This window comes from Rhodococcus sp. WAY2, assembly GCF_009859915.1.
Classification (GTDB): Bacteria; Actinomycetota; Actinomycetes; order Mycobacteriales; family Mycobacteriaceae; genus Rhodococcus_F; species Rhodococcus_F oxybenzonivorans.
In genome coordinates this window covers 378,091-405,053 of record NZ_CP046574.1, presented here as the reverse complement: position 1 = coordinate 405,053, position 26,963 = coordinate 378,091, and the positions used below count along the sequence as shown (strand labels likewise).

Genomic DNA, 26,963 nt, shown 5'->3' with positions numbered 1-26,963 from the left:
CTTCGACACCTGGGGAGTTGCCGAGTCCGCGGCTTCACCATCTGGTTGGCCATCGGTCTGCTTACCCATGTGATTGGCTACCTCCACACTCAGCTGCCCCGGCGTTGTGTCGGTCTCCCGCGATCGGGCCAGTGTTCATCGCGGTTGGGTGCGGGGAAGGGGGTTCCCTGTCAGGAAGGCGATGAGCAGCGCGTTCACTGCGTCAGGCTGCTCGAGGTATCCGAAGTGCCCGCAGTGTGGAATTTCCTGGTATCGGGCACCGGGGATGGCGGCGGCCACTTCACGGCCCTGTTCCGGTGGGGTCATTCGGTCGTCGCCGAATCCGATGACCAAGGTGGGTGCGACGATACGGGCGTAATCGGCCAGTCGATTGCGGGATCTATCCATCGCGACCTGTGCCCGCACCCCCGATGAAGTCGTGGCGGGAGCCGAGTACTCGAAGATATCGAGCCATTCCTGCGCTTTCTGCGGGTCCGCGAGGGTCCGGGGAGACAGGTTCAGCAGCGCAGTGACTGCAGCGGCGTAGGTTGCGGGCAGTTCGATACCCTGCGCGTGGAGAGCTTGTTGGCCCCGGTTCAGTGCGCTCTCGACCGGGTACGGTTTTCCGGTCGCCCCGATCATGATGGCTCTGATGACCAATTCGGGTCGGGCCACGGCCAGTTCCTGCACTACTCGCGCGCCCATCGAGGTGCCGACGACATGGGCTGGGCCCCCGAGGTGTTCGATCAGTGCCGCAGCATCGGCGACGAGGTCGTCGATGCTCATGCCCTCGATACCGTGGGAATGTGAAATCCCGCGATTATCCATGGTGACGACCTGAAACCCGGCTTTGACCAGCGCCGGAACCTGGTACGTGTTCCATACGCGTCCGGGGCTTCCGGTGCCCATGATCAGCAGAACCCGTGGTCCTGTTCCGCTGATCGCGTAGCTGACCGGGATGTTGTTGAGGGTGACTGTCGGCATGGTCCTTGTTTTCGTGGAGATGTGGGGGCATGGGTGGTGCCGGGTGATCAGGTGCGGGCGAACAGGGAGAGCGGTGTTGTGGCCACCGAAGTCGCACGCGTTGCTGATCGCGTACTCGGCGGGGCTGGTCCTGGGTGTCGAAATTCAGAGCGCGGTGCGGTGCGGTACAGGTCATGGTGTCCGGATCGTGTGTCGACCAGCGAGCCCCTCGTCGGTAATCCGGACACTGCGCTTGTCCCCGACCTGTCCGGCGATTTCCGCGACGGAACGCGGAGCCATGCCGAAGTCACCGGCGAAAGTCTTGTCGAGGCCGATTTCCGAGGGTTCGATCCCGGTGAGTAATTCGATGATTCGTCCGAGCCCTGCGACGAACGTGCCGGGCATTGCGGCCATGGGTGGGTGTCCCTTCGAGTCAACCGTGACGACGGGGAACGGCCTGGGCGCACACTGCTGGACGAATCACGTCGAACTTCCATCTTATCTAGTTAAGAATATTAGCAATTGGTCCGCCGGTCTGTCGTATGGGTCCGGTGGCGCCGCATTCTCCGCTACCGGGTGTCGATGGTGTCTCGTCGAGTCGGTCCTGCAGGCGAGGGGTCAGCTGCTTTCGGGTGTGCGGTCGGCGGTGTCGCACCCCTGAGGCTCGTGGAGGGCGGTACCGGCGTGCCCGCGGCCGATATGCGCCTCGGCGTGCATCCGCTCGACCATGTGCGGGTAGTGCAGCTCGAACGCGGGGCGCTCGGAGCGGATCCGCGGCAGCTCGGTGAAGTTGTGCCGCGGCGGCGGGCAGCTGGTGGCCCACTCGAGGGAGTTGCCGAAACCCCACGGATCGTCGACTGTGACCACCTCGCCGTACCGGTAGCTCTTGAAGACGTTCCACAGGAACGGCAACGTCGAGGCACCGAGGACGAACGCGCCGATCGTCGAGACGGTGTTCAGGATGGTGAAGCCGTCCGAGGGCAGGTAGTCGGCGTAGCGACGCGGCATACCTTCGTTACCCAGCCAGTGCTGGACGAGGAAGGTGGTGTGGAAGCCGACGAACGTGGTCCAGAAGTGCCACTTGGCCAGCCGCTCGTCCATCATCCGGCCGGTCATCTTCGGGAACCAGAAGTAGACGCCGGCGTAGGTGGCGAACACGATGGTGCCGAACAGGACGTAGTGGAAATGCGCCACCACGAAATAGGTATCGGTGACGTGGAAGTCGAGGGGCGGGCTGGCGAGGACGACCCCGGACAAGCCGCCGAAGAGGAAGGTCACCAGAAAGCCGACCGCGAACAGCATCGGCGACTCGAACGTCAACTGCCCCTTCCACATGGTGCCGATCCAGTTGAAGAACTTCACCCCGGTCGGGACGGCGATGAGAAACGTCATGAACGAGAAGAAGGGCAGCAGCACGGCGCCGGTGGCGTACATGTGGTGCGCCCACACGGCCATCGACAGCGCTCCGATGGAGAGGGTGGCGAAGATCAGGCCGGTGTACCCGAAAAGCGGTTTACGGGAGAACACCGGGAAGATCTCCGAGACGATGCCGAAGAACGGCAGCGCGACGATATAGACCTCGGGGTGGCCGAAGAACCAGAACAGGTGCTGCCAGAGTAGGGCGCCGCCGTTCGCCGGGTCGAAGATGTGGCTACCGAGATTACGGTCGGCCCACATGCCCATGAACGCGGCGGTCAACGGCGGGAAGACCAGCAGGACCATGATCATCGTGATGAAGATGTTCCAGGTGAAGATCGGCATCCGGAACATCGTCATGCCGGGGGCGCGCAGGCAGATGACGGTGGTGATCATGTTGACGCCGCCCAGGATTGTGCCCAACCCGGCGACCGCCAGGCCCAGGAACCACAGGTTCGCCCCGACACCGGGGGCGTGAATCGCATTCGACAGCGGCGCGTACGAGGTCCACCCGAAGTCGGGGGCGCCGCCGGGGGTGATCAGGCTCGCCGTGACGATCAGCGCACCGAACAGGTACAGCCAGTAGCTGAACGCGTTCAGCCGGGGGAACGCGACATCGGGGGCGCCGATCTGCAGCGGCAGGATGTAGTTGGCGAATCCGAATACGATCGGTGTCGCGTAGAGCAGCAGCATGATGCCGCCGTGCATGGTGAACAGCTGGTTGTACTGCTCGTTGGACAGGAATTGCAGGCCGGGAACCGCGAGTTCACTGCGGATCAGCATTGCCATCAATCCGCCAATCATGAAGTACGTGAACGAGGTGACCATGTACATCATCCCGAGTACTTTCGGGTCGGTGGTCGTGATGAACTTGTAGATCGTCGAACCCTTGGGCGCATACCGTTGCGGATACGGGCGTACCGCCCGGATCACGGTGCCAATCGAATTCATGAGGCCTCCATTGCCGTCCGGCGAGGATGGAGAGTCATACCGCCGGCCCCGGTCGATCCGGTGCGGGCGCCGTCGGGCCGTACATTGCATCACCACCGCACGCTCCGGGAGTGAGTCGACGACATCTCGCACGGGCCGGCGAGCGGAAAACCCTTTCGTGTCCTTTTGCACGACTCGGGCTTCACACCGGCCGGTACACCCCAATCTTCCATCCTATCCAGTTAAGAATATTAGCAATTACATTTCCTCTTTGGTGGTCAAATCCGGTGGTGCCGCATTCTCACAATCGGATGGTGGACGCACCGCACCGAGGGTCCGGCGGCCGTGTTGGTGCTCCGCTTCCGCGCGGCGGCTCCGGAAAACCCGCTGCTGCACTCCTGCTGCGGCGGACTAAAATACGTGTGTGACCAGCTTCTATGTCGATGCTGCGGTGAGGAGACTCCTCTCCCCACCAGGTTTGGACAGCTGACCTTCTTCAAGGATCACATGGGGTGCACTGTTCGTTCTGGTGTCAGCGGTCATGTAATTCCCCAGGTTGAGGGGTTTGTCCGTCACGTAATTCCCCACCCCGCCGTCACGTAATTCCCCACCCTGGGGCGTGTTGGCGGGGGTTCGGGTGCTGCTACAGGTTCGCTCCTGACTGGGCCACCGACAACGGGCCCGGGAAGGGGCCTGACGGTGGCAAGGAGAACGTGGACGATGACCGATCTGATGGAGTTGTTCCGGCACTGGCATGCCGGCCGATCCCAGGTGCAGATCTCGACGGCCCTGGGAATCGACCGCAAGACCATCCGGAAATACCTGGCCCCGGCGGTCGCGGCCGGGTTGGCGCCGGGCGAGGGCGGGAAGTTCGAGGAGGCCCTGTGGTGGGAGTTGATCACGGGATGGTTCCCGGAGGTCGGCGACCCGGCAGCGCGGGCGGTGACATGGCCGGCGATCGCCGCGCACCACGACTGGATCGATGGGCAGCTGACCGCGTCGGTGACGGTCGCGACGATCGCGCAACGCCTGCGTGACGACCACGGCGTCATGGTGTCGGAATCGACGGTACGTCGTTATGTGGCAGCGCAATTCGCCGATCAGGTCGCCGAAGCGAAGGTGACGGTGCCCCGGGGCGCGGTCCCACCCGCCGACGAGGCCCAGGTCGACTACGGCAAGCTCGGGATGTGGCGCAATCCGGTCACCGACCGTCGGGTGGCGGTGTGGGCGTTCGCGATCATCCTGAGCTGCTCGCGGATGCTGTTCGTCCAGCCGGTGCTGCGGATGGATCAGTCCTCGTGGTGCGCCTCGCACGTGGCGGCGTTCGAGTTCTTCGGCGGTGTCCCCGCCCGGATCGTGTGCGACAACCTCAAGACCGGGGTCGACCGGCCGGATTTGTACGACCCGAAGATCAACCGGGCCTACGCCGAACTCGCCGCCTACTACGGGGTCCTGATCGACCCCGCCCGCGCCGGCAAACCGAAGGACAAGCCGCGGATCGAACGCCCGATGCCCTATATCCGGGATTCGTTCTGGAAAGGACGGGAGTTCACCTCCTTGGCGCAGATGCAGGACGCCGCCCTGGCCTGGTGCATCGACGTGTACGGTCGGCACAATCACCGCGGCCTCGACGGAGCCCAGCCGACCGCCGTCTTCGACGCCATCGAAAGACGCAGGCTCACAACACTTCCACCCAGACCGTTCGAACCGGTCCTCTACCAGGTCGGCAAGGTCGCCCCGGACTGTCACGTCAAGGCCGGCAAGGCCCTGTATTCGGTGCCCTGGCGGCTGATCGGCCAGCAGATGCTGGTCCGCACCTGCAACGACATGGTGCAGATCTTCGCGGGCGAGCAGGTGGTCGCCACCCATGTGCTGCACCTGTCGGGGCGGTCGACGAACGTCGAGCACTACCCACCGCACAAGATCGCCTACGCACTGCAGACGGTGTCCTGGTGCCGGGCGCAGGCCGAGCAGATCGGCCCCGGCGCGGTCGCGATCGTCGCCGAGTTGTCACAGGTCAACGCCCTGCACCGGCTCCGGGCCATCCAGGGCATCGTGCGGCTGCGGGACCGTTACGACGACGCCCGCCTGAACGCGGCGTGCGCCCGCGCCCTCGAGGTTGGCGACCCCAGCTACCGCACCGTCAAGGGCATCCTCGCCGCCGGCACCGAACACGACGGACAACCCGCCCCAGCCGTCGCGCAGGCGCCGGCGTTCCTGCGCGGACCCGACGCGTTCGGCAACGAACGCACCGCCTAAGCGTTGAGCGAGGCTATGACATGCACTGCACAACAATTACTTTCACAAGAGCAAGGGGATGGTCATGACAATTCACGACCCCAGCCTGCGGGCTGCGTTGAAGACGTTGAAGCTGACCGGGATGCTCGACACCCTCGACGCCCGGCTGACCCAAACCCGGGACGGGCAGCTCGGGCACCTCGAGTTCCTGCAGGTGCTGTGTGAGGACGAGATCGCCCGCCGGGAAACCGCGGCGCTGGCCCGTCGGCTGCGGCGGGCCAAGTTCGAACAACAGGCCACCTTCGAGGACTTCGACTTCACCGCCAACCCGAAACTCCCGGCGGCGATGCTGCGGGATCTGGCCGCCCTGCGCTGGCTCGACGCCGGAGAGTCGGTGATCCTCTACGGACCCGTTGGTGTCGGCAAAACACATGTGGCACAAGCACTCGGCCATCATGTCGCCCGCCGCGGTGGGGACGTGCGGTTCGTCAAGTGCTCCCGGATGCTCGCCGACCTCGCCGGCGGTCATGCCGACCGCACCATCGGTCAGCGGATGCGCGAATACACCCGGCCGCTGGTGTTGATCATCGATGATTTCGCGATGCGCGAGCACACCACGACCCAGTCCGACGATCTCTACGATCTGGTCTCGGACCGGGCGATCGCCGGCAAACCCCTGATCTTGACGAGCAACCGCGCCCCGAAGGACTGGTATCCGCTGTTCCCGAACCCGGTCGTCGCCGAATCGCTCCTCGACCGGCTGATCAACACCAGCCACCAAACCCTGATGGACGGCCCGTCCTACCGGCCCCGCAAACGACCCGGGCACCGCACCGCCAACGCAACCTGATCCGAACCCCCATCCGCTCGGGTTACCCTCGACTCAGCACACCCGAGCATGGGGAATTACGTGACGGACACCCCTGGGGAAATACGTGACGGTCGACATTCTGGCACACGACGAGGACGGCATCGAGATCGGCGTGACCTGGCGGCGAAAGGGAGACTGGTCGGCAGCCTTCAACCGCATGCCCGGCTCATCCGAGAAGTTGGACCTCCTGGTGGCCGACGGTCAGCCCGGGTGACCGACAGGCCGACTGTGACTCCGATATCGGGAGGATCAGCCGGTGAGGGCCGCAGATCGCGCCCATGAACGGGATACGCACCTAGGGCATGTCTCCCAATAGTTTGAGCCATTCGACGATGCCGGCGAGAAGGAATCCAGCCCGGTAAGTCAGCGCAAGCTTGTCATACCGGGTTGCCACCGCTCGCCACTGTTTTGCCTTGTTGAAGGCCCTTTCCACCACGTTGCGGCCCTTGTACGACTCGGCATCGAAGTTCGGTGGCCGACCGCCCGCGCTGCCCTTGTTCTTGCGGTTGGCCACCTGATCGGACTTCTCGGGAATGACCGCCTTGATGCCCTTGCTGCGTAGCAGTTCTCGATTGGCCTTGGATGTGTACGCCTTGTCGGCACGGACCTCGTCCGGGCGCGTGCGGGGTGCGCCGCCACCGATGCGCGGCACGCAGATGCCCTCCAGGAGCGGGCCGAACATCGGGCTGTCGCCTGCCTGGCCAGGACCCACCAGCACCGACAAGGGACGTCCGTCGCCATCGCACGCCAGGTGGACTTTGCAGGTCAGCCCGCCGCGGGACCGGCCGATGCCGTGATCGACCGGTTCGTCAAGCAGATTCGTGTAATTCGGTAGATCCCCCTGTGTCACGCGCGGCGTTGGCGCCGTGCTGGTGCACCCGCACCACGGTGGAATCCACCGACACCGCCCAATCCAGGTCGCCACCGGCATCGGCCATCGCCGCCAGGGCTATGAGTACCCGATCCCACGTTCCATCCCCGGCGTAGCGTCGGTGCCGTTTCCACACCGTCTTCCAGGGGCCGAAATGCGCAGGTAGATCCCGCCACGGGAGCCCGGTACGCAGCCGGTAGAGCATCCCCTCCACCACGAGCCGGCTGTTCTGGAACTTCCGCCCCCGCAGCCCATCCGAACTGGGCAACAGCAGCGCAAGCAACTCCCACTGCTTGTCCGTCAACACCTCAAACCGATTAACAACGTCTGCCACAGCGAAGAGTCTGCAGCACAACACCCCAAATCATTGGGAGACACGCCCTAGCTCCCGTCAACGAGATACAGGCCGCGGATGTGTGAGCCTGGCCTGCGGATCAGGGCCAACGCCCCATCCGCGATTGCCCTGGGACCCACCCCGGGTCCTTCCCCGCGCCCCATGCCCGATCAACAGGCGGGGACGTGCAGGATGAGCGCGTCGCCCTGGCCGCCGCCACCGCACAGTGCCACCGCACCGATACCGCCGCCGCGGCGTCGAAGCTCCAAAGCCGCATGCAGGACGATGCGAGCACCGGACATCCCAAGTGGATGCCCGAGGGCGATGGCGCCGCCGTTGACGTTGACCTTCGCAGGGTCGACGCCCAACTCTCGGGTCGACGCGATGCCGACCGCCGCGAAGGCCTCATTGATCTCGATCAGGTCCAGGTCTCGGGGATCGAGGGCTTCCCTCGCGCAGGCCTTGGCTATGGCGCGCGCCGGCTGAGACTGCAGCGTCGAATCCGGTCCGGCCATCACTGCATGCGCGCCGATCTCGGCAATCCAACTCAGGCCCAGCTCGTCGGCCTTGGCCGCACTCATGACCACGACGGCGGCGGCGCCATCGGAGATCGGCGAGGCCGAGCCGGCAGTGATCGTGCCATCCGTGCTGAAGGCGGGACGCAGCACGGACAGCGACTCGATCGTGGTGTCGGCGCGGATGCCCTCGTCCTCGGTGACGATGATCGGTCCGCCGGTGCGCCGCGGAATCGTTACGGGGACGACTTCGTTGTCGAAGAGCCCGTCCTTCCACGCGCGTGCCGCCTTCTGATGCGAGGCAGCAGCGAAGGCATCTTGCTCTTGCCGTGTGATCGCGGCGGTGCCGGTCCGGTTACGCTGCTCGGTGAGCGGGCCCATGGCCTGATCGGTGAAGATGTCGTGCAGACCGTCGTACGCCATGTGATCACGCATGGTCACGTCGCCGAACTTGAAGCCTTCCCGGCTCTTCTCGAGTAGGTGCGGCGCACGGCTCATCGACTCCTGACCACCGGCGACAACGACCTCGAACTCGCCTGCGCGGATGAGCTGGTCGGCCAACGCGATGGCGTCGATACCGGACAAGCACACCTTGTTGATCGACAGGGCAGGAATGTCCATCGGAATCCCGGCAGCGACGGCGGCTTGGCGAGCCGGCACTTGACCCGCGCCCGCCGTCAGCACCTGACCCATGATGACGTAGTCGACCTGATTCGGGGCGACACCGGACTTCTCGAGGGCACCCCTGATGGCGATGCCCCCGAGATCGGACCCCGACAGGTCTTTCAGGGATCCGCGCAGGCGCCCCAGCGGGGTCCGCGCTCCGGCGACAATGACTGTGCTTGTCTTCAAAGTGATCTCAACTTTCGAATGGACGGTCTTCGGTGCTGTCGTACCGCAGCTGCCGGGAAGATCACCAGGGCGCTGGCGCCCGAGTCGGACATCTGTCCCCAGGAGCTGCCCCAGCATGTCGATCGTGGTGAGCACCCCCACTGGTGGTGTGTCACTCGTTGCTCAGGAGGCGATCTCGGTGGGGGAAGACCGCCACACATGGACCGGGACGAGACCCGGCGAGATCATCACCGCCGCCGCGGACCGCTGCCGCCGACATCGAGGTGGTCGCCATACCGGCCGCGATCAGGCTCATCGCCCTGTCACGTGCCGCAGAGCCGCCACGATCACTTCGGTGGTCGGAGGGCATCCCGGAACCTCGAGGTCGACCGGGATGACGTCCCGGACTGCTCCGAGCACCTCGTGACCGCCGGCGAACGCACCGCAATCGTGTGCGCAGTCATGCAGGGTAACAACCCGTTTGGGATGCGGCATCGCCTCGAAAGCCTCCCGGAGAGGGGCCAGCATGTTTCGTGTGACCGGGCCGGTCACGAGGAGCACATTCGCGTGGCGTGGGGACGCGACCAACCGGATGCCATACCGTTCCACATCATGCACCGGAGCGAGCGCGGTGTTGATCTCGACCCAGCACCCGTTGCAGGAACCAGTATCGATATACCGAACTTGGATCGATGCCGCCGGCAAGAATGCTTCCAGCATGCCCTCGACATCGAGTCCCCCGGGCACGCCCTCCGCTATCCGGCCGAGCCGGCGGATGTGACGAAGCAGGCCACGACGGTGTGCGCGGCGGTCGCCACCGGTCACGGCGCTCACACCCCGCGCCCAGGTGTCGCCGGACTCCCCGAACCCTCGACCGGTTCGGTGGGTGCGTTGCGGATCGCCGATGACATCAGCAACGCCCGGGACATTGGGTCCGGTACCCACCAGCCCACCGACGGGCAGGAGGACACCGTCCCGCCGGCCCGGCGTCTCGGCCGCCGAAGCACCGCCCGTTGCCGGGAACAGGAAGAGGACTCCACTCCCCGATCAGCGAACATCTGGCCGCACCGACCCGCGATGCCCAGGCGTAACCCGCTCGATACGAATCCGCACCGGACGAAGAAGGCGGCGGTGTCAGAGGGATGCATCGGCGTCATCATCGATCGCTCCTCAATGCAGCAGACGGCGCGAGTGCGCACCCCCGACCGGCGCGCACTCCACAGGACACCGCAACATTAGCAGTTGCGTAATTTATTAAGTAGCGAGAATTGCGCCCCGGTTCGACGCCATGAGCTGGTGGCGCGTCGGCGACGCCGACGGAGAGAACACCCGATTGCGGGTCGCAGTCGGGCCATCGACCGCACACCACCATGTCGACGCTGGCGTGGCGGAATCCGTGTCACCGCTCGCCCGGAATTTTCGGGCCTGCCCTGCCCGCACAGGACGACGTCCCACAGGGCGCCGCAGGCGATGCATCACCGGTCCGGCGGGTGGTTGTCGGGCTCGGTCGGAGCGCTTCCGGCTAGTCGCCGGTGGCTACCTGCAAGCCCTCACCCGCTGCGGACGGGGCACAACTATCCGTCCCGTCGGGGACCGGTGCCGCCGGCCGGAGCATTACCGAGGACACACCCGGCGAGCAGCGCGGCCCCCACCGCGATCCAGAGGGAGTTGAAGCCCAACACCCTGTACGCCCACGCACCGAGGATCGCTCCCAGCGTGACGGCACTCCACAGTCGTAGGTAATGGAGCCATTGGTGAGACTCTTTGGCGAGGAGACGGTCCGTGATGCGCTGCGCGGTCTCGATCAGGAGGCCTCCGGTTTCGAGGAGGGTGTTCTCGGCCCCCATGGCGAGCGCGAGAAAGAATCCGATCACGACTGGGGCCGCGGTGAACCAGTGGATCGCGCCCCCCGCGGCGAGCAGGCCCGCGACGAGAAGCAGTACTCGGGACACGCGCCGATGCGTCCACCGGTGGCCCACGACAGCGGCTGTCACCACGCCGACGAGGAACCCCCCGATGATCGCTGCACCGAGGCCGAGGACGCCCCAGGTGCCGCCGCCGAGTGCAACACCGGTGGTGGTGGTCGTCGCGTTGATTGAGGAGACGAAGAACCCGCCCAGGAGCACGAACCCGAAGGCGTCGACGAAGCCGACGTGCACCGCTACCGCGGTCTCGACTACTCGTCGTGTCCCCGGATTCGCTGTCATATCTTTCGCATTGGCTGTGCTCATGGTCTCTCCCGCCGCCCGGGCCGCCTGCCGCTATCGGAAACTGTAAGGGGGAAGGTGAGCCTTGACCAGGTTGGCTGACGTTCATGGATCGTTGGGTGACGGGTGTCCACTGCCCTCACGGTGGGCGCTCTGGGCGACATGTCGAGGAATCCAGCACCCTCCGTCGCCAGCGGGGAGAGGAATCGACTACCGTCCACACAACCAAGCAAATGCTTGGTGGTGTGGTCGGCTCGTGGGTCTGAGCGGACACCCATTTTCCGGTGAGGAGTGAGTTCGATGTCGGAGGCATACATTGTCGATGCCCTGCGCACTGCGGTCGGCAAGAAGGGCGGTGCGCTTTCAGGCGTGCATCCCGCGGACCTCGACGCCGGGGTGATCACACAGTTGCTCGGGCGAAGCGGGGTCGACCCACACGGGGTCGATGACGTCGTTTTCGGCTGTGTCGACGCGATCGGTCCGCAGGCCGGCAACATCGCCCGCACCGCCTGGTTGGCGGCGGGGCTTCCCGACGAGGTTCCCGGGGTGACCGTGGACCGGCAGTGCGGGTCGAGCCAGCAGGCGATTCACTATGCGGCCCACGCGGTCATGAGCGGCACCGCCGATCTGATTGTGGCGGGAGGCGTGCAGAACCTGAGCATGATCCCGATCGCCTCGGCGATGGCGGTGGGGCAGCAGTTGGGCTTCGCCACACCGTTTTCGGGGTCGACGGGGTGGGGGCAGCGCTACGGCGACCGCGAGGTATCGCAGTTCCACGGGGCGGAGCTGATCAGAAGTGGGGCATCGACCGCGAGGAGATGGAACGCTGGGCACTGCAGAGTCATCAGCGGGCCCGCGCGGCGATCGCGGCGGGCCGTTTCGACCACGAGATCGCGGCAGTCGGCGAGTTCCGGGTCGACGAGTGCCCGCGTGAGACCAGCGGCGAGAAGATGGCCGCTTTGAACCCCCTGGTCGAGGGGGGCGGATCACGGCGGCCCTGGCCAGCCAGCTCTCCGATGCCGCCAGCGCGGTGCTGATCGCATCGGAGGCGGCCGTCGCGGCACACAACCTCGAGCCCCGCGCCCGGATCCACCATCTGAGCGCCCGCGGCGCCGACCCGATCTTCATGCTCAGCGCGCCGATCCCGGCCACCCGGTACGCGCTCGAGCGCACGGGTCTGAGCATCGACGATATCGACGTGGTGGAGATCAACGAGGCCTTCGCGCCGGTCGTGCTGGCGTGGATCAAGGAGATCGGTGCCGATCCGGCACGGGTGAATGTCAACGGCGGGGCGATCGCGCTGGGTCACCCGCTCGGTGCCACCGGCACGAGACTGTTCGCGACGATGCTCCACGAGCTCGAACGCACCGGTGGGCGTTACGGTCTGCAGACCATCTGTGAGGGCGGCGGCACCGCGAGCGTCACCATTGTCGAGCGCCTCGGATAACTCGCGGGCGGTGACGTGGCCTACTGGCGTGGTGGCGCCCGGACGATCAGAGCATCCCCTCCCCCGCCGCGGCACAACGCGGCCGCGCCGATGCCGCCGACCCGGCGGCTCGGCTCAGCGCATGATGTGGGTGATTCGCGCCCGGACATGCCGAGCGGGTGCCGATCGCGATCGCGCCGCCGTTGACCTCGACCCGGTGGGATCGGTACCAGGCTGATTGATCGAGGCCGGACCCATCGGCGCACACTAAATTTAGAAACGAACGACGGTGGCCAAGGTTTTCGTAGAACGCCACCGCCAGGGTTTCGACGTGCTTCGATATCCGGGGGCGCAAGGAAGGAGATCAGGTTGAACATCAATCGACCGATCGTGGTCGGGGTAGACGGGTCCGCATCGTCGTTGGACGCCGTGCGCTGGGCGGCGGAGGCCGCCGTGCGTCGCGAGTCGCCCCTGGTGTTGGTCTCCGCGCTGCTGACGCCGGGACAGTACGGCGTTCCCGACGCCATCCCGTCGGGCTACTTCGACAAACAGGAAACCGAAAGCAAGAAGATTCTCGAGCACGCCGCCGACGTCGCCGCGCGGACCGCCCGGGGACGGACCCTCGAGATCGAGACCGATCTGCGCCGCGGTCCAGTCATCGGAGTGCTCCTCGACCACGTCCAGACCGCAGAAATGGTGGTGCTCGGCTGGCGCGGCCTCGACGAATTCACCGGGATGCTCGTCGGGTCCGTCGCGGCCGCTCTCACCACCCACGGACTGTGCCCCGTCGCGGTGATCCGCGGGCTGCCCGGACCGGAGGAGCCTGACCTGGACGGCCCGGTGGTGGTCGGTGTCGACGGGACCAAGAACAGTGAACCCGTCCTCGCTGCGGCATTCGAAGAGGCCTCGCTGCGAGGCGCCGAACTGGTCGCCGTGCACGTGTGGTCCGACTACAAACTCTCCATGTTCTTCCCCGACGACACCGAATTCGACTGGGCCCCGCACGAACTCGCCGCGCAGGCGACCCTTGCGCACACCCTGGCAGGTTGGCGCGAGGACTATCCACATGTGGTTGTGCGGACTGTGATCGTGCGAGATCGCCCGGTACGCAACCTCCTCGCGCAGGCCGAACGTGCGCAGCTGCTGGTGGTGGGTAGTCACGGACGTGGTGGTTACGCAAGCATGCTCGTCGGATCGACCAGTCGCGCGCTGCTGCAGAGCGCGCAATGCCCTTTGATGATCGCGCACGAACCCCATTGAATCTCAGAGCAGGTCGTCGTCAGCGATACCGGCACCTTGCAGACTTGCTATCGCCGCGGACGACCTCTCGGCATCGCGTACCCGTGTCCCACGAGGAGGCCACGATCGGCACGGGTTGATGGTCTCATAGCCCTTGGCTAACCACCGGCTCGGCGGCGGGTGTGTCGCTGGGCACGGGATCACCCGGGTGGGCTCCCGATCAGGCGCCCGGTGACCGACCCGTGCGCGGCTTTTAGAGTCGTTCGATGATGGTGCCGGTGGCCAGGGCGCCGCCGTTGCACATGGTGATGAGCGCGGTGGCACCGTCGCGGCGTTCGAGTTCGTGCAGGGCGGTGGTGATCAGCCGCGAACCGGAGCTGCCCACCGGGTGACCCAGCGCGATCGCCCCACCGTTGACGTTGACCCGCTCCATGTCCGGTTGGTGCACCGATGCCCAGGACAGGGCAACGGAGGCGAAGGCCTCGTTGATTTCGAAAAGGTCGAGGTCGTTGATCGTCATCCCGGCCCGGTCGAGTACCCGCGAGGTCGCCTGCACGGGCCCGTCGAGGTGGAGCTGCGGTTCGGCGCCGACCAGGCATTGGGACACGATCCGCGCGCGCGGGGTGAGGCCCAACGCGATGGCCCTGGTCGCATCCATCACCAACACGGCTGCGGCGCCGTCGGAGATCTGGGAGGAGGTACCGGCGGTATGGGTTCCGCCCTCGATGATCGGGTTCAGGGCGGACAAGGACTGTGCGGTGGTCGCGCGGAGCCCCTGATCGCGGTCGACCAACCGCACCTGATCGGTCGCGGTCCCGTCCTCGCCCCCGACGGGGGCGGGGATCGGCAGTACTTTCCCGGTGAATCTTCCCTCATCCCAGGCCTGGTGCGCGCGGGTTTGAGAGCGGACCCCGAAGGACTCGAGGTCAGCGCGGGAGAGGCCGCGCCGCTTCGCGATCCGCTCGGCCGCCTCGAACTGGGTGGGCAGGTCGATGCTCCACGACTGCGGTCGCCGTGGTCCCGCACCGTCGCCGACGTTGGCACCGAGGGGCACTCGGCTCATCGCCTCGACGCCGCAGGCCACGCCGACCTCGAGGGCGTCGGCGGCAATCAGGCCCGCGATGAGATGGGTGGCCTGCTGGGCGGAGCCGCACTGGCAGTCGATCGTGGCTGCATGCCGGCCTGCCAGGGCAGCCCGGCATGCAGCCACGCCGTCCTGGGGACGTTGTTCGACTGCTCACCCGCCTGTGTCACGCACCCACCGATCACCTGCTCGACCAGTGGCGAGCATTCTGTGTCTGTGCCGGAGCCGTAGTGGGCCTGGCCGCCTGCACGGCGGAGCCGCCGCCGCCGACGACGGTGACCGGCGACTACTCCGAGCGGCCGTTGTCCGACGGGGCTCGCGTAATACCGCCCTCGGGTCGCGCTCCGGCTTCGCCGCCCTCCCCGGAGTCCTGCGGCGCGCTGGCGAGTCTTCGACCCGGACAACCCGTGACTCCCGATGCGATGCCGCCTGGAGGACCGCTCGCCGACATCGCTGCACGCGGCCGACTCATCGTGGGGCTCGATCAGAACACGAATCTCTTGAGCTTCCGGAATCCGGACACCGGCACCCTCGAAGGTTTCGAGGTGGACTTGGCATGGGAGATCGCCCGGGACATCTTCGGCGATCCGTCGAAAATCGAGTTTCGGCTGCTCACCTCCGACGGCCGGTTCGAAGCCCTCGAGAACGACGCGGTGGACGTGGTCGTCCACGCCACCACGATCACCTGTGAACGCGCTCAACGAGTCAGTTTTTTCGGCTCTCTTGCTCTGAATGTGGATGGCCCTGCATGTGGTAAGGCAGGTGGTGTGGGGGTGGGCGCACGGGCCGCCCGTAGGGTCGAAAGTTCCTACACAACCGGCCCAAAGGAGCTTGCCCGTGCGCGCCTCAACCCTACTCAACAGGCCGCTGTGCCTACCGAGGGCCACCGTCCGCGACGTCGAGATCCTCGACGAGCGGGTGGTGGTGAGGGTGCGTCCCCAACGCCGCCGGATGCGGTGCCCGTACTGCTCCTTCACGACCGTGCACCGCTACGACACCCGGGACGTCGACTCGTCGTGGCGGCATCTTGACCTGGGCGGACGGGTGTGTGTGCTCACCCTGCGGCGTCGGCGGTTGCGGTGCCCCGAGCACGGTGTACACGCCGAGGCGGTCGACTTCGCCCGCCCCGGCTCCGGGTTCACGACCGACTTCGAGGACCTCGCGGTGTGGCTGGCCACCAGGACCGACAAGTCCACGGTGTCGGTGTTCTGCCGGGTCACCTGGCGCACCGTCGGGGCCATGTGTTCACGGGTGGTCGCCGACAAACTTGCCCCGGACCGGTTCACGAATCTGGTCGACATCGGGGTGGACGAGATTTCGTGGCGCCGGCACCACAAGTACCTCACCCTCGTCTCCGACCACGAGTCCGGCAAGATCGTCTGGGGCACCGAGGGCAAGAACGCCGCCGCGCTCGGCACCTTCTTCACCGACACCCTGCCCGAGGGCGCGGCGCAGCGGATCGAGGCGGTGTCGATGGACCTCGGACCGGCCTACGTCAAGGCGGTACGCGAGCACGCCCCGCAGGCGACGATCTGTTTCGACCCGTTCCACGTCGTCAAACTCGCGACCGACGCCCTCGACGACGTGCGCCGCCAGGCGTGGCAGCTCGCCCGCACCCTGTCGGACAAGCAGATCGCGAAGACGTACCGGGGCGCCCGGTGGGCGCTGCTCAAGAATCCCGAAAACCTCACCGATAAACAGGCTTCGACGCTCGAGGCACTCAAACGCGACGGCGGCGCACTGGGACGGGCCTACGAACTCAAGGAAGCCCTGCGCGCGGTCTTCGCGGGCGATCTCGGCGACGAGGAGACGATCGCGATGCTCGGCCGTTGGTGTTCGTGGGCGCAGCGTTGCCGCATACCGCAGTTCGTCAAGGTGGGCAAAACCATCCGGAAGCACCTCGACGGCATCCTCGCGGCCATCGCCCGCAGACTTGCAAACGGACGCCATGAGGGCCTGAACAACAAGGTCCGGCTGATAATCCGCCGGGCCTACGGATTCCACACCGCCGAGAACGCCCTCGCACTGATCCTGCTCGCCTGCGGACCCGTCACCCTCACCCTCCCATATCACACGGCAACCCATCCACATTCATGACAGGAGAGCCGTTTTTCCACCGTGTACTTTCAGGCCTCCCAGCGTCTGCTGGTACCTGCGGACTCGGCCATTACCGGCCCGTCGGATCTGGCTGGCAGACGGGTGTGTACCTACATCGACACCACCTCTCTCGCCACCATTCAGCGTGTTTCACCTGAGGCAACGATCGTCGCGGTGCCGGACTGGGACGATTGCCTGACGACTCTGCAGCGGGGCCAGGCCGACGCGGCCAGTACCGACGATTCCATCCTCGCGGGCCTGGCCGCGCAAGACCCGAATCTGAAGATCGTGGGACCGGAGCTGGAGTCGGAGCCGTACGGAATAGGCGTCAACAAGCACGATGACGAACTTGTTCGATTCTCAACGGCACCCTGGAGCGACTGCGCGCGGACGGTACCTGGATGGCTCTCTACGACAAGTGGATGACTCCATTGGGCCCGGCGGCCGGCCCGCCCGGCGCTCTCTACCGTGACTGACCGGTCGTGCCCGTGGAGCCGAGATATCCATGTCAAACAGCAGCCAGATCGGCCACTGCGTCACAATTGCGCAGGATACGATGAAACTCTCCCGATCTGGAGGGAGGTGGCGCCCGTGGAGAAGGTCGAATCGAGACCGGGGACGAGCCGCTGCAGGGTGGGCAGATCAGCACGGTCGTGTGTCGGCCTGGGTCCGCACCGTCTACCTCGGCTGTGGTGCGGCAGGTGAGGGCGATGACCGAGCAGTATCTCGTGGGCGAATTCTCGCTCCTGCTCACCCAGTTACACGCGGCGGCAACGAATCCGGGAGTCCGTGACCGTATCGCCGTGCTCCGACGGCAGGTGGAACTGCTGCCTCCGACGGCGTTATCACCGGCGCTGGCGGGCGCGATGAGTCTGGCCGATGCTTCGTGTTGGGAGTCTCTGACGCAGGGTGACACTGCGGCCTTCGCCTGCCAGGCGGCGGTCTCTGCGGAACTGTGCGAATTCGGCGTCTGCTCCGGGCTGCTCGGCAGGTCCCGGCGCTGATCGATGGACAATGGGCTGCCTAGCTTTTCAGCCCGGACACTGGTTGTCCGTGGGATCGGTGGGGCCCACCACTGCGGCCCGGCGCCGCCGGCAAGGAACTCGGCAACGATGGACCTTGCGAGAGCGCGGACGGAACCAGGGTGTCTGCGTCGGGGGCGACGCCGGTCCGGGCGGTGGTGCCGTCGATCGAGGAGACGGCGAACCCCGCCCGAGCCGAACCCGACGGTGTCGCCGACGCCGACGTGCCTCGCGTCTGCACCGCTCGGCGTCTCCACGGCGCTGCCCGATGCGCATAGGTTGGTCGACGTGTGGGAGTGGCGGAAAATTGTGGCGGGAGCCTATTTCGGCGTGCCCGGGACGGGTCCGCAGCGCGAGCCCCAGCAAATTGCTAAGATTCGCAAGTAAACCAACCTGCGGGACCTGTAGGTTGCACGCCATGCAGGAGAATCGGCCGCGGCGGGTGCGAAACACACCTCGCTGACGCCGGATCGACCCGGACGACAGGAGGCGTCATGGCCGCGAACTCGCGCCAACCGCTCTATCAGATGAAGGCAGACTTCTTCAAAACATTGGGGCATCCTGCTCGCATCCGGGTCCTCGAACTGCTCAGTGAACGGGAACACGCCGTCTCCGAAATGCTGCCCGAGGTGGGGATTGAGCCGGCGAACCTGTCCCAGCAATTGTCGATCCTGCGGCGCGCCGGCCTGGTGACGGCCCGACGCGAGGGCCTGTCGGTGTCCTACGCCCTGACCTCGCCGCGCATCGCGGATCTGCTCACCACCGCGCGCGGAATCCTCACCGGGATGGTGGCGGGCCAGGCGGAGTTGCTCGAGGACGTTTCCGAACCTCCTGCCTTGGTGGGTGAGGTCCGGGGCTGACGGGGCCCACCAAGGCAGGAATCTCACACCCGCGCTACTTGCGAATTTTCTAAAGTGCGTACATCGTATAAGTGAGTGGCACGGAGAATCATCTCTCGATCCGACAAAGGGAAGTCAACGGTGACGAAGAATCACGATGGTGGCGCCAGCAGCCCTCTCGACGGCGGTGTGTCCTTTGCGGGAATCAGTGTTGCCGTCGTCGCGGTGTCCACCACCCGCGCACGCACGGCCGGGTCGGCGCGGACCCGGACGCCGTGGGTCGCCATGGAAGATTACGCGACCCTCATCCGTGACCGCACCCCGATTCGTGCCCTCCGCCTTCCCCTGACCACAGGCGACCCGCACACGGTCGCGGACCGGATCATCGGGCTCGGGTCCCGGGTGTGCGCGGTCTTCGTGTTGGGATTGGGGCACACGGACGCCGCGTCGGTGCAGCGCGAGGTCGAAGAAGGCGGCGGTCCTCTTGTCATTACCGAACTCGACGTACTGACCGTGCCCTTGGCGGCGGCGACGATCACCGTCCTGCGCCGCCGCAGCGTGCCGCCGCGCGCGGGCCGAGTCGTCATCACCAACCCCCAGTGGGCACCGCTGCTGGCGCCGGTGTTGATCACCTCGGGGGTCGGTGATCTCAGCAGTTGGCACGAGCGTGACGCGGAGGCGTTTCCGCTGCGCCGCCTGATGGAACACAACGACGTCCTGGTCGATCTCGCCGGCTGTGCCCCCGAGACCGCCGCGCCCGGTCGCACGGTGGTGGTCCCTCCCGATCTCTACGCCTACGACGCCTTGGTGCTGCCCGGACTGCTCAGCGCACTGTGCGGGCACGGTGTGCGGCGGTTGACGGTCGAGGTGGTGGCCGCCTGCGTGCGGGCGTTGGCGCTGATCACCCCGGCCGACCAGATGCTCCCGTCCCTCGACGACCGGCTACTGGTCTCGGCCGTCGCCCGGCACGCGAGCAGGACGATCGGCCACGCACCGCCATTCAGCAACCAGCACCAGTAGGCCACCGCGAGCGGCGCGAACCCCGTCCGCTCGCATGACGAAAACATCTCGAGGAGAACATCGTGTCAACCTCCATCGCGTCCGGTCTGGGGGGCGCCCCCACCGCGCATCCCGGCATCGCGTCCTGGGTCGAAGACGTCGCCGCCCTCACCGCGCCGGACGAGGTGGTCTGGTGCGACGGCTCGGCGGCGGAATGGGACCGTTTGACCACACAACTGGTCGAGCGGGGCACCTTCGTGCGGCTCGAGCGCAAACCCAACTCCTTCTGGTGCGTCTCCGATCCCGAAGACGTGGCCCGGGTCGAGGACCGCACCTTCATCTGCTCCCAGTTCCAGGCCGACGCGGGTCCGACGAACAACTGGATGGACCCGGTCGACATGAAGACCGTGATGACCGAGCACTACCGCGGCGCGATGTCCGGTCGGACGATGTACGTCATCGCGTTCTGCATGGGACCCCTCGATGCCGCCGAGCCCAAATTCGGTGTTCAGATCACCGACTCCGCATACGTCGCGGTGTCGATGCAGATCATGACCCGCTCCGGTTCCGCGGTGTGGGACAAGCTCACCGCGGGCACCGAATTCGTCAAATGTCTACACTCGGTCGGCTCCCCGCTCTACCCCGGGCAGACCGACACGCCGTGGCCGTGTGATCACACCAAATACATCTCGCACTTCCCCGACGAGCGCACCATCTGGAGCTACGGCTCCGGCTACGGCGGCAACGCCCTGCTCGGCAAGAAGTGCTACTCGCTGCGCATCGCCTCGAAGATGGGCAAGGACGAGGGCTGGCTCGCCGAGCACATGCTCATCCTCAAACTCACCTCCCCGCAGCAGAAGGTGCACTACATCGCCGCGGCGTTCCCGTCCTCCTGCGGCAAGACCAACCTCGCCATGCTCGAACCCACCCTCGACGGGTGGACCGCGGAAACCATCGGCGACGACATCGCCTGGATGCGGTTCGGCGAGGACGGGCGCCTCTACGCGGTCAACCCCGAGGCAGGATTCTTCGGTGTCGCCCCCGGCACCGGTGTCCACACCAACCCGCACGCGATGGCCACCATCGAGCGGGGCAACTCCATCTTCACCAACGTCGCGCTGACCGACGACGGCGACATCTGGTGGGAAGGCATGACGGACACGCCACCGGCCCATCTGACGGACTGGAAACGACGGGACTGGACCCCGGCCTCCGGTGAGCCCGCGGCGCACCCGAATTCACGGTATTGCACCCCGATCGCCCAGTGCCCGACCGTGGCCCCCGAATGGAACGATCCTGCCGGGGTGCCGATCTCGGCGATCTTCTTCGGCGGCCGGCGTCCCACCACCATCCCGCTGGTCACCGAATCGCGCAGCTGGCAGCACGGGGTGTTCCTGGCCTCGACCCTGTCGTCGGAGACCACGGCCGCCGCGGCCGGGCAGGTCGGCGTCGTGCGCCGCGACCCGATGGCGATGCTGCCATTCCTCGGCTACCACGTCGGGGACTACTTCCAGCACTGGCTCGACATCGGCACCCGGACGGACGCCGAGTTGTTGCCGAAGATCTTCTACGTCAACTGGTTCCGCCGCGGCGACACCGACGAGTTCCTCTGGCCGGGCTTCGGGGAGAACTCCCGGGTCCTCGAATGGGCGCTGCGGCGGATCGAGGGCACCGCGGAGGCCGAGGAGACCCCGATCGGCTTCGTGCCCACCCCGGGCGCCCTCGACCTGACGGGCTTGAAGTTCGATCACACCAAGATCGCCGCCGCCTTGAAGGTCGACTCGACCGAATGGGTGGCCGAGACCCGGTTGATCGACGAGTGGTACGCGAGGATCGGCGGCAACACGCTGCCCGACGTCCTGCGCCAAGAGCTCGGAGCCCTCAAGCTCCGCCTGGCCGAGCTCGAACCCGGCGACATCCCGCACCGCAAGGGCGCCCACGCTACCTCCGGTGAGAAGGAGTCGCGCTGGTCACGACCGCAGTTCTGACCCGGGACGCGCGCCGGGCCCCTTGCCAGAGCAGCACGGATCAGCTCGAGACCGTGCCGGATTCGGAGCGGTGCGGCCGTCCGGTCCCGGCCACGACCAGCGTCCGGCGCCCACACCCGGGGCAGCAGTCGTCGCCGGCCCGCAGCGCCGACACCCGACACCACCGCCCACACTCGGTGCACTGCAGAATTCGCCCCCGCAGGGCCGCGATCCGTGTTACCCGCATCACTCAACTTCCGATAATAGTTACTTGCTAACATTAGCAATTATAGATGATCATTTCGCCTCCCGGATTTTGCCCACCGTCCGTCACCACCGAGGAACCTCGATGACTGAACCGTCCACCCCCACCGCATCGCCCGACGCGACCGAGAACCCTCTCGGTCGCGCTGCGCGTGCGGCGGCCGCGCTGCTGCCGCGCTGGAGTGAGTGGAAACCGGCGATCCGCGCCCCCGGAGCGGACCTGTTGGCCGGGCTGATCGTTGCGCTGGTGGCGCTCCCGCTCGCGTTGGGCTTCGGCATCAGCACCGGATTGGGCGCCGCGGCCGGCCTGACCACCGCCGTCATCGCCGGCGCCGTGGCCGCCGTCTTCGGCGGATCCCGATTTCAGGTCTCGGGCCCGACGGGCGCGATGACCGTGGTGTTGGTGCCGATCGTGCACGAGCACGGCGGTAGCGGGGTCCTGGCGGTCGGGCTGATCGCCGGGGTGGTGCTGGTCGTTCTCGCCTTCGCCGGAGTCGGCCGCGCCGTGCGGTACATGCCGGCCCCGGTGATCGAGGGGTTCACCGCCGGCATCGCCGTGGTCATCACGTTGCAGCAGTTTCCCGCTGCGCTGGGAATCGCCGACGCCGAGGGGGAGAAGGTGTGGCAGAGCGCGGCGGACGCCGTCCACAAGTTCGCGCAGGACCCGTCCCTGCTGACTCCGGCGACCGCACTGGTGGTGGCGGCGGCGATCCTGCTGGGCGGCCGCTACTTCCCGAGGATCCCGTTCTCCCTGGTCGCCGTGGCCGCCGCGACCGTCGTCGCGGAACTCTTCGGCCTCGACATTGCCCGGATCGGCGCCATTCCGGCCGGGTTCGCCGCGCCCACAGTGAGTTTTCTGCATCTCGGGGAGCTGACCTCCCTGATCGCACCCGCGCTGGCCGTCGCCGCGCTGGCCGCACTCGAGTCGTTGCTGTCGGCGACTGCCGCCGATTCGATGGGAGTCGGCACCAGGCACAATCCCGACCGCGAACTGTTCGGGCAGGGCTTGGCGAACATCGCCGCTCCCCTGTTCGGTGGGGTGCCGGCCACCGGGGCGATCGCCCGCACCGCGGTGGGGGTGCGCTCCAGTGCCCGCACCCGGCTCGCGGCCCTGACGCACGCGATCATCCTGGCGGGCATCGTGTATCTGGCGGCCGGGCTCGTGGCGCAGATCCCGCTCGCCGCCCTCGCCGGGGTGCTGCTGGCGACCACGGTACGGATGGTCGAGACCGCCTCGATCCTGGCCATCACCCGTGCCACCCGCTCCGATGCGGGCGTCCTGGTGGCCACCTTCCTGGTGACCGTGGCGCTCGACCTGGTCACCGCGGTCGCGGTCGGTGTCGCGTTCGCCGCGATCCTCGCACTGCGGGCGGTCGCCAGATCCGCCCGCATCGAGCAGGTACCGCTCGAATCCGACGACCACATGGCCGAGGAACACGACCTGCTCCGCGAGCACATCGTCGCGTACCGGATCGACGGCGCCCTGTTCTTCGCCGCCGCCCACCGGTTCCTCCTCGAACTCGCCGAAGTCTCGGACGTCAAGGTGGTCATCCTGCGCATGTCACGGGTCACCGCCCTCGACGCCACCGGCGCCCTCGTCCTCAAAGACGTCATCACCAAACTCGAACACCGCCACATCACCGTCTTGATCTCCGGAATCAAACCCGAGCACCTCCGGCCGCTCGAAGCCCTCGGGGTGTTCACCACCACCGGCAGCGAGGAGCGGCACCTCTTCGCTACCACCCCCCGGGCGATCAGCTACGCCCGGATGCTTCTGCTCACCGAAGGCCATCACATAAGCCACGATGTCGAAGGACTGATCCATGACCCACAACACGCCTGACCCCTCGCCCGCTCCTCCGACGACACCGACCTTCGGTCAGCACCTCGGCTACCTCGCCGGCCGCACCCTGCCGGCCCGGCTGCACCCCTGGGTCATTCACGACACCACCGGTGCCGGTGCCACCCGCCGCTACGTCACCCGCTGCCTCATCCCCCTCGTCCCCATCCTCGCCGGACTCCTCTTCATCCCCGGCCCCTGGATCATCCGCATCGGGATGGTGCTGCTGCTGTTCCTGCCGTTCGTGTACTTCCTGCTGGCACTGAAGAAGATCTACCTCCGCCACCGGCTCGTCAGCCACGGCCTCGACCCCGCACTCCTCGACCTCCACAAACAACGCCGCCTCGACGACGAACAAGCCTCCTACGAGTCCCGCTACCGGTCGGCCCCCTAAACCGGCGTCGCCGGGAGAGGAGCGTGCCCCGGTCGGCAGCGACCACACCACCGGCGGCACACCTGGTCGCCTTCTGCACCTCAGCAGACCCGTCACTGCGAATCCCCCGTCCGGTCACCGTCCGGTGAGAGATCCGCATCGAAGGAAAGGACGCCACACCGATGCTCGGCACCCGAAAAGACGACACACCCACCGCTCCGGCAGTCCCCCACAGCCCGACGAACGGGACCAGATGAGTACGGCCGCAGATTCCACGTCGACCCGCCGGCGGGTTCCCGCCGTCGTGGTCACAAGCCTGGCGGCATCGACGTCGATAGCCGGGGACGTCGAGGGCACCTGGCAGGGTCTACTTGCCGGTGAGAGCGGCATCGATGTCCTCCACGACCCGTTCGTCGAGGAATTCGATCTGCCGGTGCGGATCGGTGGGCACCTGAAGGTGTCACCGGATTCTGCACTGACACGGGTCGAGACGCGGCGGTTGAGCTGGGTCGAACGCCTCGCGCTCATCCTCGGTCGGACGGTGTGGGTGAACGCCGGCAGCCCGGACGTGGACAAGGATCGCCTCGCGGTCGTGATCGGAACCGGGCTCGGCGGCGGCGATGCCCTCGTCGATGCCGTCGAGAAGATGCGCGCCGGCGGGTACCGGAAAGTCTCGCCGTTCTCCATCCAAATGATCATGCCCAACGGGCCCTCTGCCATCGTCGGCCTCGAACTCGGTGCCCGTGGCGGCGTCATCACCCCGGTCTCCGCCTGCTCATCCGGCTCCGAGGCCCTCGCACACGCATACCGGATGCTCGTCATGGGTGACGCGGACATGATCGTCGCCGGCGGCGTCGAGGGACCCATCGAGGCGGTGCCGATCGCGAGCTTCGCGATGATGCGCGCCCTCAGCACCCGCAACGACGCCCCCGCGGCAGCGTCTCGTCCCTTCGACACCGACCGCGATGGCTTCGTCTTCGGTGAAGCCGGTGCGCTGATGGTCCTCGAAACCGAGGACCATGCCAAGGCGCGGGGGGCGACAATCCACGCCCGACTCCTCGGCGCGGCCATCACCTCGGACGGATACCACCTCGTGGCCCCGGACCCGGCCGGAACCGGCGCCGCCCGGGCCATGACCAGGGCCATCGCCATGGCCGGACTCGGCAAGTCGGACATCGGGCACATCAACGCGCACGCCACCTCGACACCGATCGGCGACACCGCCGAGGCGCACGCGATCAACACCGCCGTCGGCGACCACGCCGCGGTCTACGCACCCAAATCCGCACTGGGGCATTCCGTCGGTGCCGTCGGCGCGCTCGAATCCGTGCTCACCGTCCTGAGCGTGCGCGAGGGGATCATCCCGCCGACCCTCAACCTCGACAATCAAGATCCCGGCATCGAACTCGACGTCGTCAAGGGTGAACCCCGCCGCGGCGCATTCGACTTCGCCATCAACAACTCGTTCGGGTTCGGTGGCCACAATGTGGCGCTCACCTTCGGGAAGGCATGACAGCCTAGTGTCCCGAGTCGCTAATTGTTTTATTGATGTTGGTGCAGTAGCGGGCGAGGCTTGCGAGGATTTCGTCGGCGGTCTTGGTCCATACGAAAGGTTTTGGATTCTCGTTCCATGCGGCGATCCAGGCGTTGACGTCGTCTTCGAGGGCTTTGACGCTGCGGTGGGATGAGCGGCGGAGTTTGCGGTTGGTCAACTCGCCGAACCAGCGCTCGACGAGGTTGAGCCAGCTACCCGAAGTGGGGGTGAAATGCAGGTGAAACCGAGGGTGGCTGGCCAGCCATTTCTTGATCGCTGGGGTCTTGTGTGTTGCGTAGTTGTCGCAGATCAGGTGCAAGTCCAGCTCGGCGGGGGTGTTGGCGTCGATGGTTTTGAGGAACCGCAGGAACTCCTGGTGCCGGTGGCGACGCTGGTGCTGGCCGATGACCTTGCCGGTGGCGATATCCAACGCCGCGAACAGGCTCGTGGTGCCGTAGCGGACGTAGTCGTGTGTCTTACGTTCGGGGGTACCCGGCATCATCGGCAGCATGGGCGCGGTGCGATCGAGCGCTTGCATCTGCGATTTCTCGTCCACTGCCAGCACCATCGCCTTGTCTGGCGGATCGAGGTACAACCCCACGACGTCACGGACTTTGTCGATGAACAGAGGATCGGTCGACAGCTTCCACGTGTCTACCAGGTGCGGTTGGAGGCCAAATGCCCTCCAGATCCGCGAAATCGCTGTCTGGGACATCCCGGTCGCCGCCGCCATCGACCGGGTCGACCAGTGACTGTCACAGTTGACCGGCTGCTCCTCGAGAGTCTTGGTGATCACCATCTCAACCTGGGCATCGCTCAGCTTGCGCGGCGCACCAGGCCGGGCCTCGTCGCTCAAGCCTTCCAGTCGATCCTCCAGGAATCGCTTGCGCCACTTGCCAACAGTGGGCAGCGACACCCTCAATTGTCGCGAGACCTCGCTGTTGGACAAGCCGTCAGCGCACGCCAGCACGATCCGGGCCCGGGTCGCCAGCGATTGAGCGGTCTTACCTCGGCGCGCCCACCCCTGCAACGTATCTCGCTCGGCCTGACTCAGTTCCAGCGCGGCCAGCTTCGGTCCACGACCATCACCCATTGATACACTCTACCAAGATGGCAACGAATTA

Annotated in this window: 21 protein-coding genes and 5 pseudogenes; 16 read left to right on the top strand and 10 right to left on the bottom strand. The window is 66.4% G+C overall.

Going from position 1 to position 26,963, the window contains the following annotated elements; genetic code table 11:
• Positions 1–135: 135 nt before the first annotated feature.
• From GFS60_RS36525 to ctaD, 3 genes are all read right to left on the bottom strand, one after another.
• Entirely contained in the window at positions 136–963 is an 828-nt protein-coding gene (locus GFS60_RS36525) for an alpha/beta fold hydrolase (protein ID WP_159929412.1), read from the bottom strand.
• A gap of 171 nt (positions 964–1,134) precedes the next feature.
• Entirely contained in the window at positions 1,135–1,356 is a 222-nt protein-coding gene (locus tag GFS60_RS36520; RefSeq protein ID WP_159929410.1) for a phosphopantetheine-binding protein, read from the bottom strand.
• A 204-nt stretch (positions 1,357–1,560) separates the two neighbouring features.
• Positions 1,561–3,309 carry an aa3-type cytochrome oxidase subunit I gene (ctaD, locus tag GFS60_RS36515; RefSeq protein WP_159929408.1) on the bottom strand — a complete coding sequence of 583 codons (1,749 nt, stop codon included), beginning with the start codon at positions 3,307–3,309 and terminating at the stop codon, positions 1,561–1,563.
• Between the two features lie 699 nt (positions 3,310–4,008).
• Here ctaD and istA point away from each other — a divergent pair.
• From istA to GFS60_RS36500, 3 genes are all read left to right on the top strand, one after another.
• Positions 4,009–5,547 (top strand): IS21 family transposase, encoded by a 1,539-nt coding sequence (gene istA / locus GFS60_RS36510; protein WP_159929406.1) that lies wholly within the window; start codon positions 4,009–4,011, stop codon positions 5,545–5,547.
• 64 nt (positions 5,548–5,611) lie between these two features.
• Complete coding sequence (gene istB / locus GFS60_RS36505) at positions 5,612–6,376, top strand: IS21-like element helper ATPase IstB (RefSeq protein WP_159929404.1); 765 nt, start codon at positions 5,612–5,614, stop codon at positions 6,374–6,376.
• Between the two features lie 85 nt (positions 6,377–6,461).
• Positions 6,462–6,611 carry a hypothetical protein gene (locus tag GFS60_RS36500; RefSeq protein ID WP_159929402.1) on the top strand — a complete coding sequence of 50 codons (150 nt, stop codon included), beginning with the start codon at positions 6,462–6,464 and terminating at the stop codon, positions 6,609–6,611.
• 81 nt (positions 6,612–6,692) lie between these two features.
• Here GFS60_RS36500 and GFS60_RS36495 read toward each other — a convergent pair.
• From GFS60_RS36495 to GFS60_RS36480, 4 genes are all read right to left on the bottom strand, one after another.
• Positions 6,693–7,602 (bottom strand): IS5 family transposase gene (locus GFS60_RS36495; protein WP_236603684.1). Its coding sequence is split into 2 segments (ribosomal slippage): positions 6,693–7,226 and positions 7,228–7,602, totalling 909 coding nucleotides; the frame shifts between segments, so codons are not numbered across the junction.
• 170 nt (positions 7,603–7,772) lie between these two features.
• The gene (locus GFS60_RS36490) at positions 7,773–8,969 is read right to left on the bottom strand and encodes an acetyl-CoA C-acetyltransferase (protein ID WP_159929400.1); all 1,197 of its coding nucleotides are present in this window, start codon (positions 8,967–8,969) and stop codon (positions 7,773–7,775) included.
• Positions 8,970–9,260: 291 nt separating this feature from the next.
• Positions 9,261–9,737: an NADH-quinone oxidoreductase subunit B family protein gene (locus GFS60_RS36485; protein WP_442972237.1), complete on the bottom strand. Its 477-nt coding sequence runs from the start codon at positions 9,735–9,737 to the stop codon at positions 9,261–9,263.
• 785 nt (positions 9,738–10,522) lie between these two features.
• A complete protein-coding gene (locus GFS60_RS36480) occupies positions 10,523–11,179 on the bottom strand; it encodes a DUF1275 family protein (protein ID WP_236603716.1) in 657 nt (218 codons plus the stop codon).
• Positions 11,180–11,455: 276 nt separating this feature from the next.
• Between GFS60_RS36480 and GFS60_RS36475 the strand changes: the two are divergent.
• Positions 11,456–12,602: pseudogene (locus tag GFS60_RS36475) on the top strand (acetyl-CoA C-acetyltransferase).
• Positions 12,603–12,622: 20 nt separating this feature from the next.
• On the opposite strand, the pseudogene GFS60_RS39740 reads toward GFS60_RS36475, so the two are convergent.
• Positions 12,623–12,845 (bottom strand): annotated as a pseudogene (locus tag GFS60_RS39740) (acetyl-CoA C-acyltransferase); the annotation flags it as partial.
• Positions 12,846–12,950: 105 nt separating this feature from the next.
• Between GFS60_RS39740 and GFS60_RS36470 the strand changes: the two are divergent.
• On the top strand, positions 12,951–13,841 hold the full coding sequence (locus GFS60_RS36470; RefSeq protein WP_159929398.1) for a universal stress protein: 891 nt from the start codon (positions 12,951–12,953) through the stop codon (positions 13,839–13,841).
• 232 nt (positions 13,842–14,073) lie between these two features.
• Here the strand turns inward: GFS60_RS36470 and GFS60_RS36465 are convergent.
• Positions 14,074–15,101, bottom strand: a pseudogene (locus tag GFS60_RS36465) (steroid 3-ketoacyl-CoA thiolase); the annotation flags it as partial.
• Between GFS60_RS36465 and GFS60_RS39735 the strand changes: the two are divergent.
• The 11 genes and pseudogenes from GFS60_RS39735 to GFS60_RS36410 all read left to right on the top strand — a co-directional run.
• Positions 15,090–15,617, top strand: a pseudogene (locus GFS60_RS39735) (transporter substrate-binding domain-containing protein); the annotation flags it as partial. The pseudogenes GFS60_RS36465 and GFS60_RS39735 overlap by 12 nt on opposite strands.
• Before the next feature lie 124 nt (positions 15,618–15,741).
• Complete coding sequence (locus GFS60_RS39730) at positions 15,742–17,001, top strand: ISL3 family transposase (RefSeq protein ID WP_054248223.1); 1,260 nt, start codon at positions 15,742–15,744, stop codon at positions 16,999–17,001.
• Positions 17,002–17,013: 12 nt separating this feature from the next.
• Positions 17,014–17,477, top strand: a pseudogene (locus tag GFS60_RS36450) (transporter substrate-binding domain-containing protein); the annotation flags it as partial.
• Between the two features lie 234 nt (positions 17,478–17,711).
• Complete coding sequence (locus GFS60_RS36445; protein WP_159929396.1) at positions 17,712–18,005, top strand: hypothetical protein; 294 nt, start codon at positions 17,712–17,714, stop codon at positions 18,003–18,005.
• A 140-nt stretch (positions 18,006–18,145) separates the two neighbouring features.
• Positions 18,146–18,301, top strand: coding sequence for a hypothetical protein (locus GFS60_RS36440; RefSeq protein ID WP_159929394.1), 156 nt, complete (start codon positions 18,146–18,148; stop codon positions 18,299–18,301).
• A 216-nt stretch (positions 18,302–18,517) separates the two neighbouring features.
• On the top strand, positions 18,518–18,883 hold the full coding sequence (locus GFS60_RS36435) for an ArsR/SmtB family transcription factor (protein ID WP_159929392.1): 366 nt from the start codon (positions 18,518–18,520) through the stop codon (positions 18,881–18,883).
• Positions 18,884–19,003: 120 nt separating this feature from the next.
• Positions 19,004–19,882, top strand: coding sequence for a hypothetical protein (locus GFS60_RS36430; RefSeq protein WP_159929390.1), 879 nt, complete (start codon positions 19,004–19,006; stop codon positions 19,880–19,882).
• A 59-nt stretch (positions 19,883–19,941) separates the two neighbouring features.
• Positions 19,942–21,849, top strand: coding sequence for a phosphoenolpyruvate carboxykinase (GTP) (locus GFS60_RS36425; RefSeq protein WP_442972236.1), 1,908 nt, complete (start codon positions 19,942–19,944; stop codon positions 21,847–21,849).
• Between the two features lie 328 nt (positions 21,850–22,177).
• Positions 22,178–23,935 carry a SulP family inorganic anion transporter gene (locus GFS60_RS36420; RefSeq protein ID WP_159929388.1) on the top strand — a complete coding sequence of 586 codons (1,758 nt, stop codon included), beginning with the start codon at positions 22,178–22,180 and terminating at the stop codon, positions 23,933–23,935.
• Positions 23,916–24,326 carry a DUF5313 family protein gene (locus GFS60_RS36415; RefSeq protein ID WP_159929386.1) on the top strand — a complete coding sequence of 137 codons (411 nt, stop codon included), beginning with the start codon at positions 23,916–23,918 and terminating at the stop codon, positions 24,324–24,326. Before GFS60_RS36420 ends, GFS60_RS36415 begins: the two co-directional genes overlap by 20 nt.
• Before the next feature lie 232 nt (positions 24,327–24,558).
• Positions 24,559–25,818, top strand: coding sequence for a KasA/KasB family beta-ketoacyl-ACP synthase (locus GFS60_RS36410; protein WP_159929384.1), 1,260 nt, complete (start codon positions 24,559–24,561; stop codon positions 25,816–25,818).
• A gap of 4 nt (positions 25,819–25,822) precedes the next feature.
• Here GFS60_RS36410 and GFS60_RS36405 read toward each other — a convergent pair whose 3' ends face one another.
• Positions 25,823–26,932, bottom strand: a complete 1,110-nt coding sequence (locus tag GFS60_RS36405) for an IS630 family transposase (protein WP_159929382.1) — start codon at positions 26,930–26,932, stop codon at positions 25,823–25,825.
• Between the last annotated feature and the right edge of the window lie 31 nt (positions 26,933–26,963).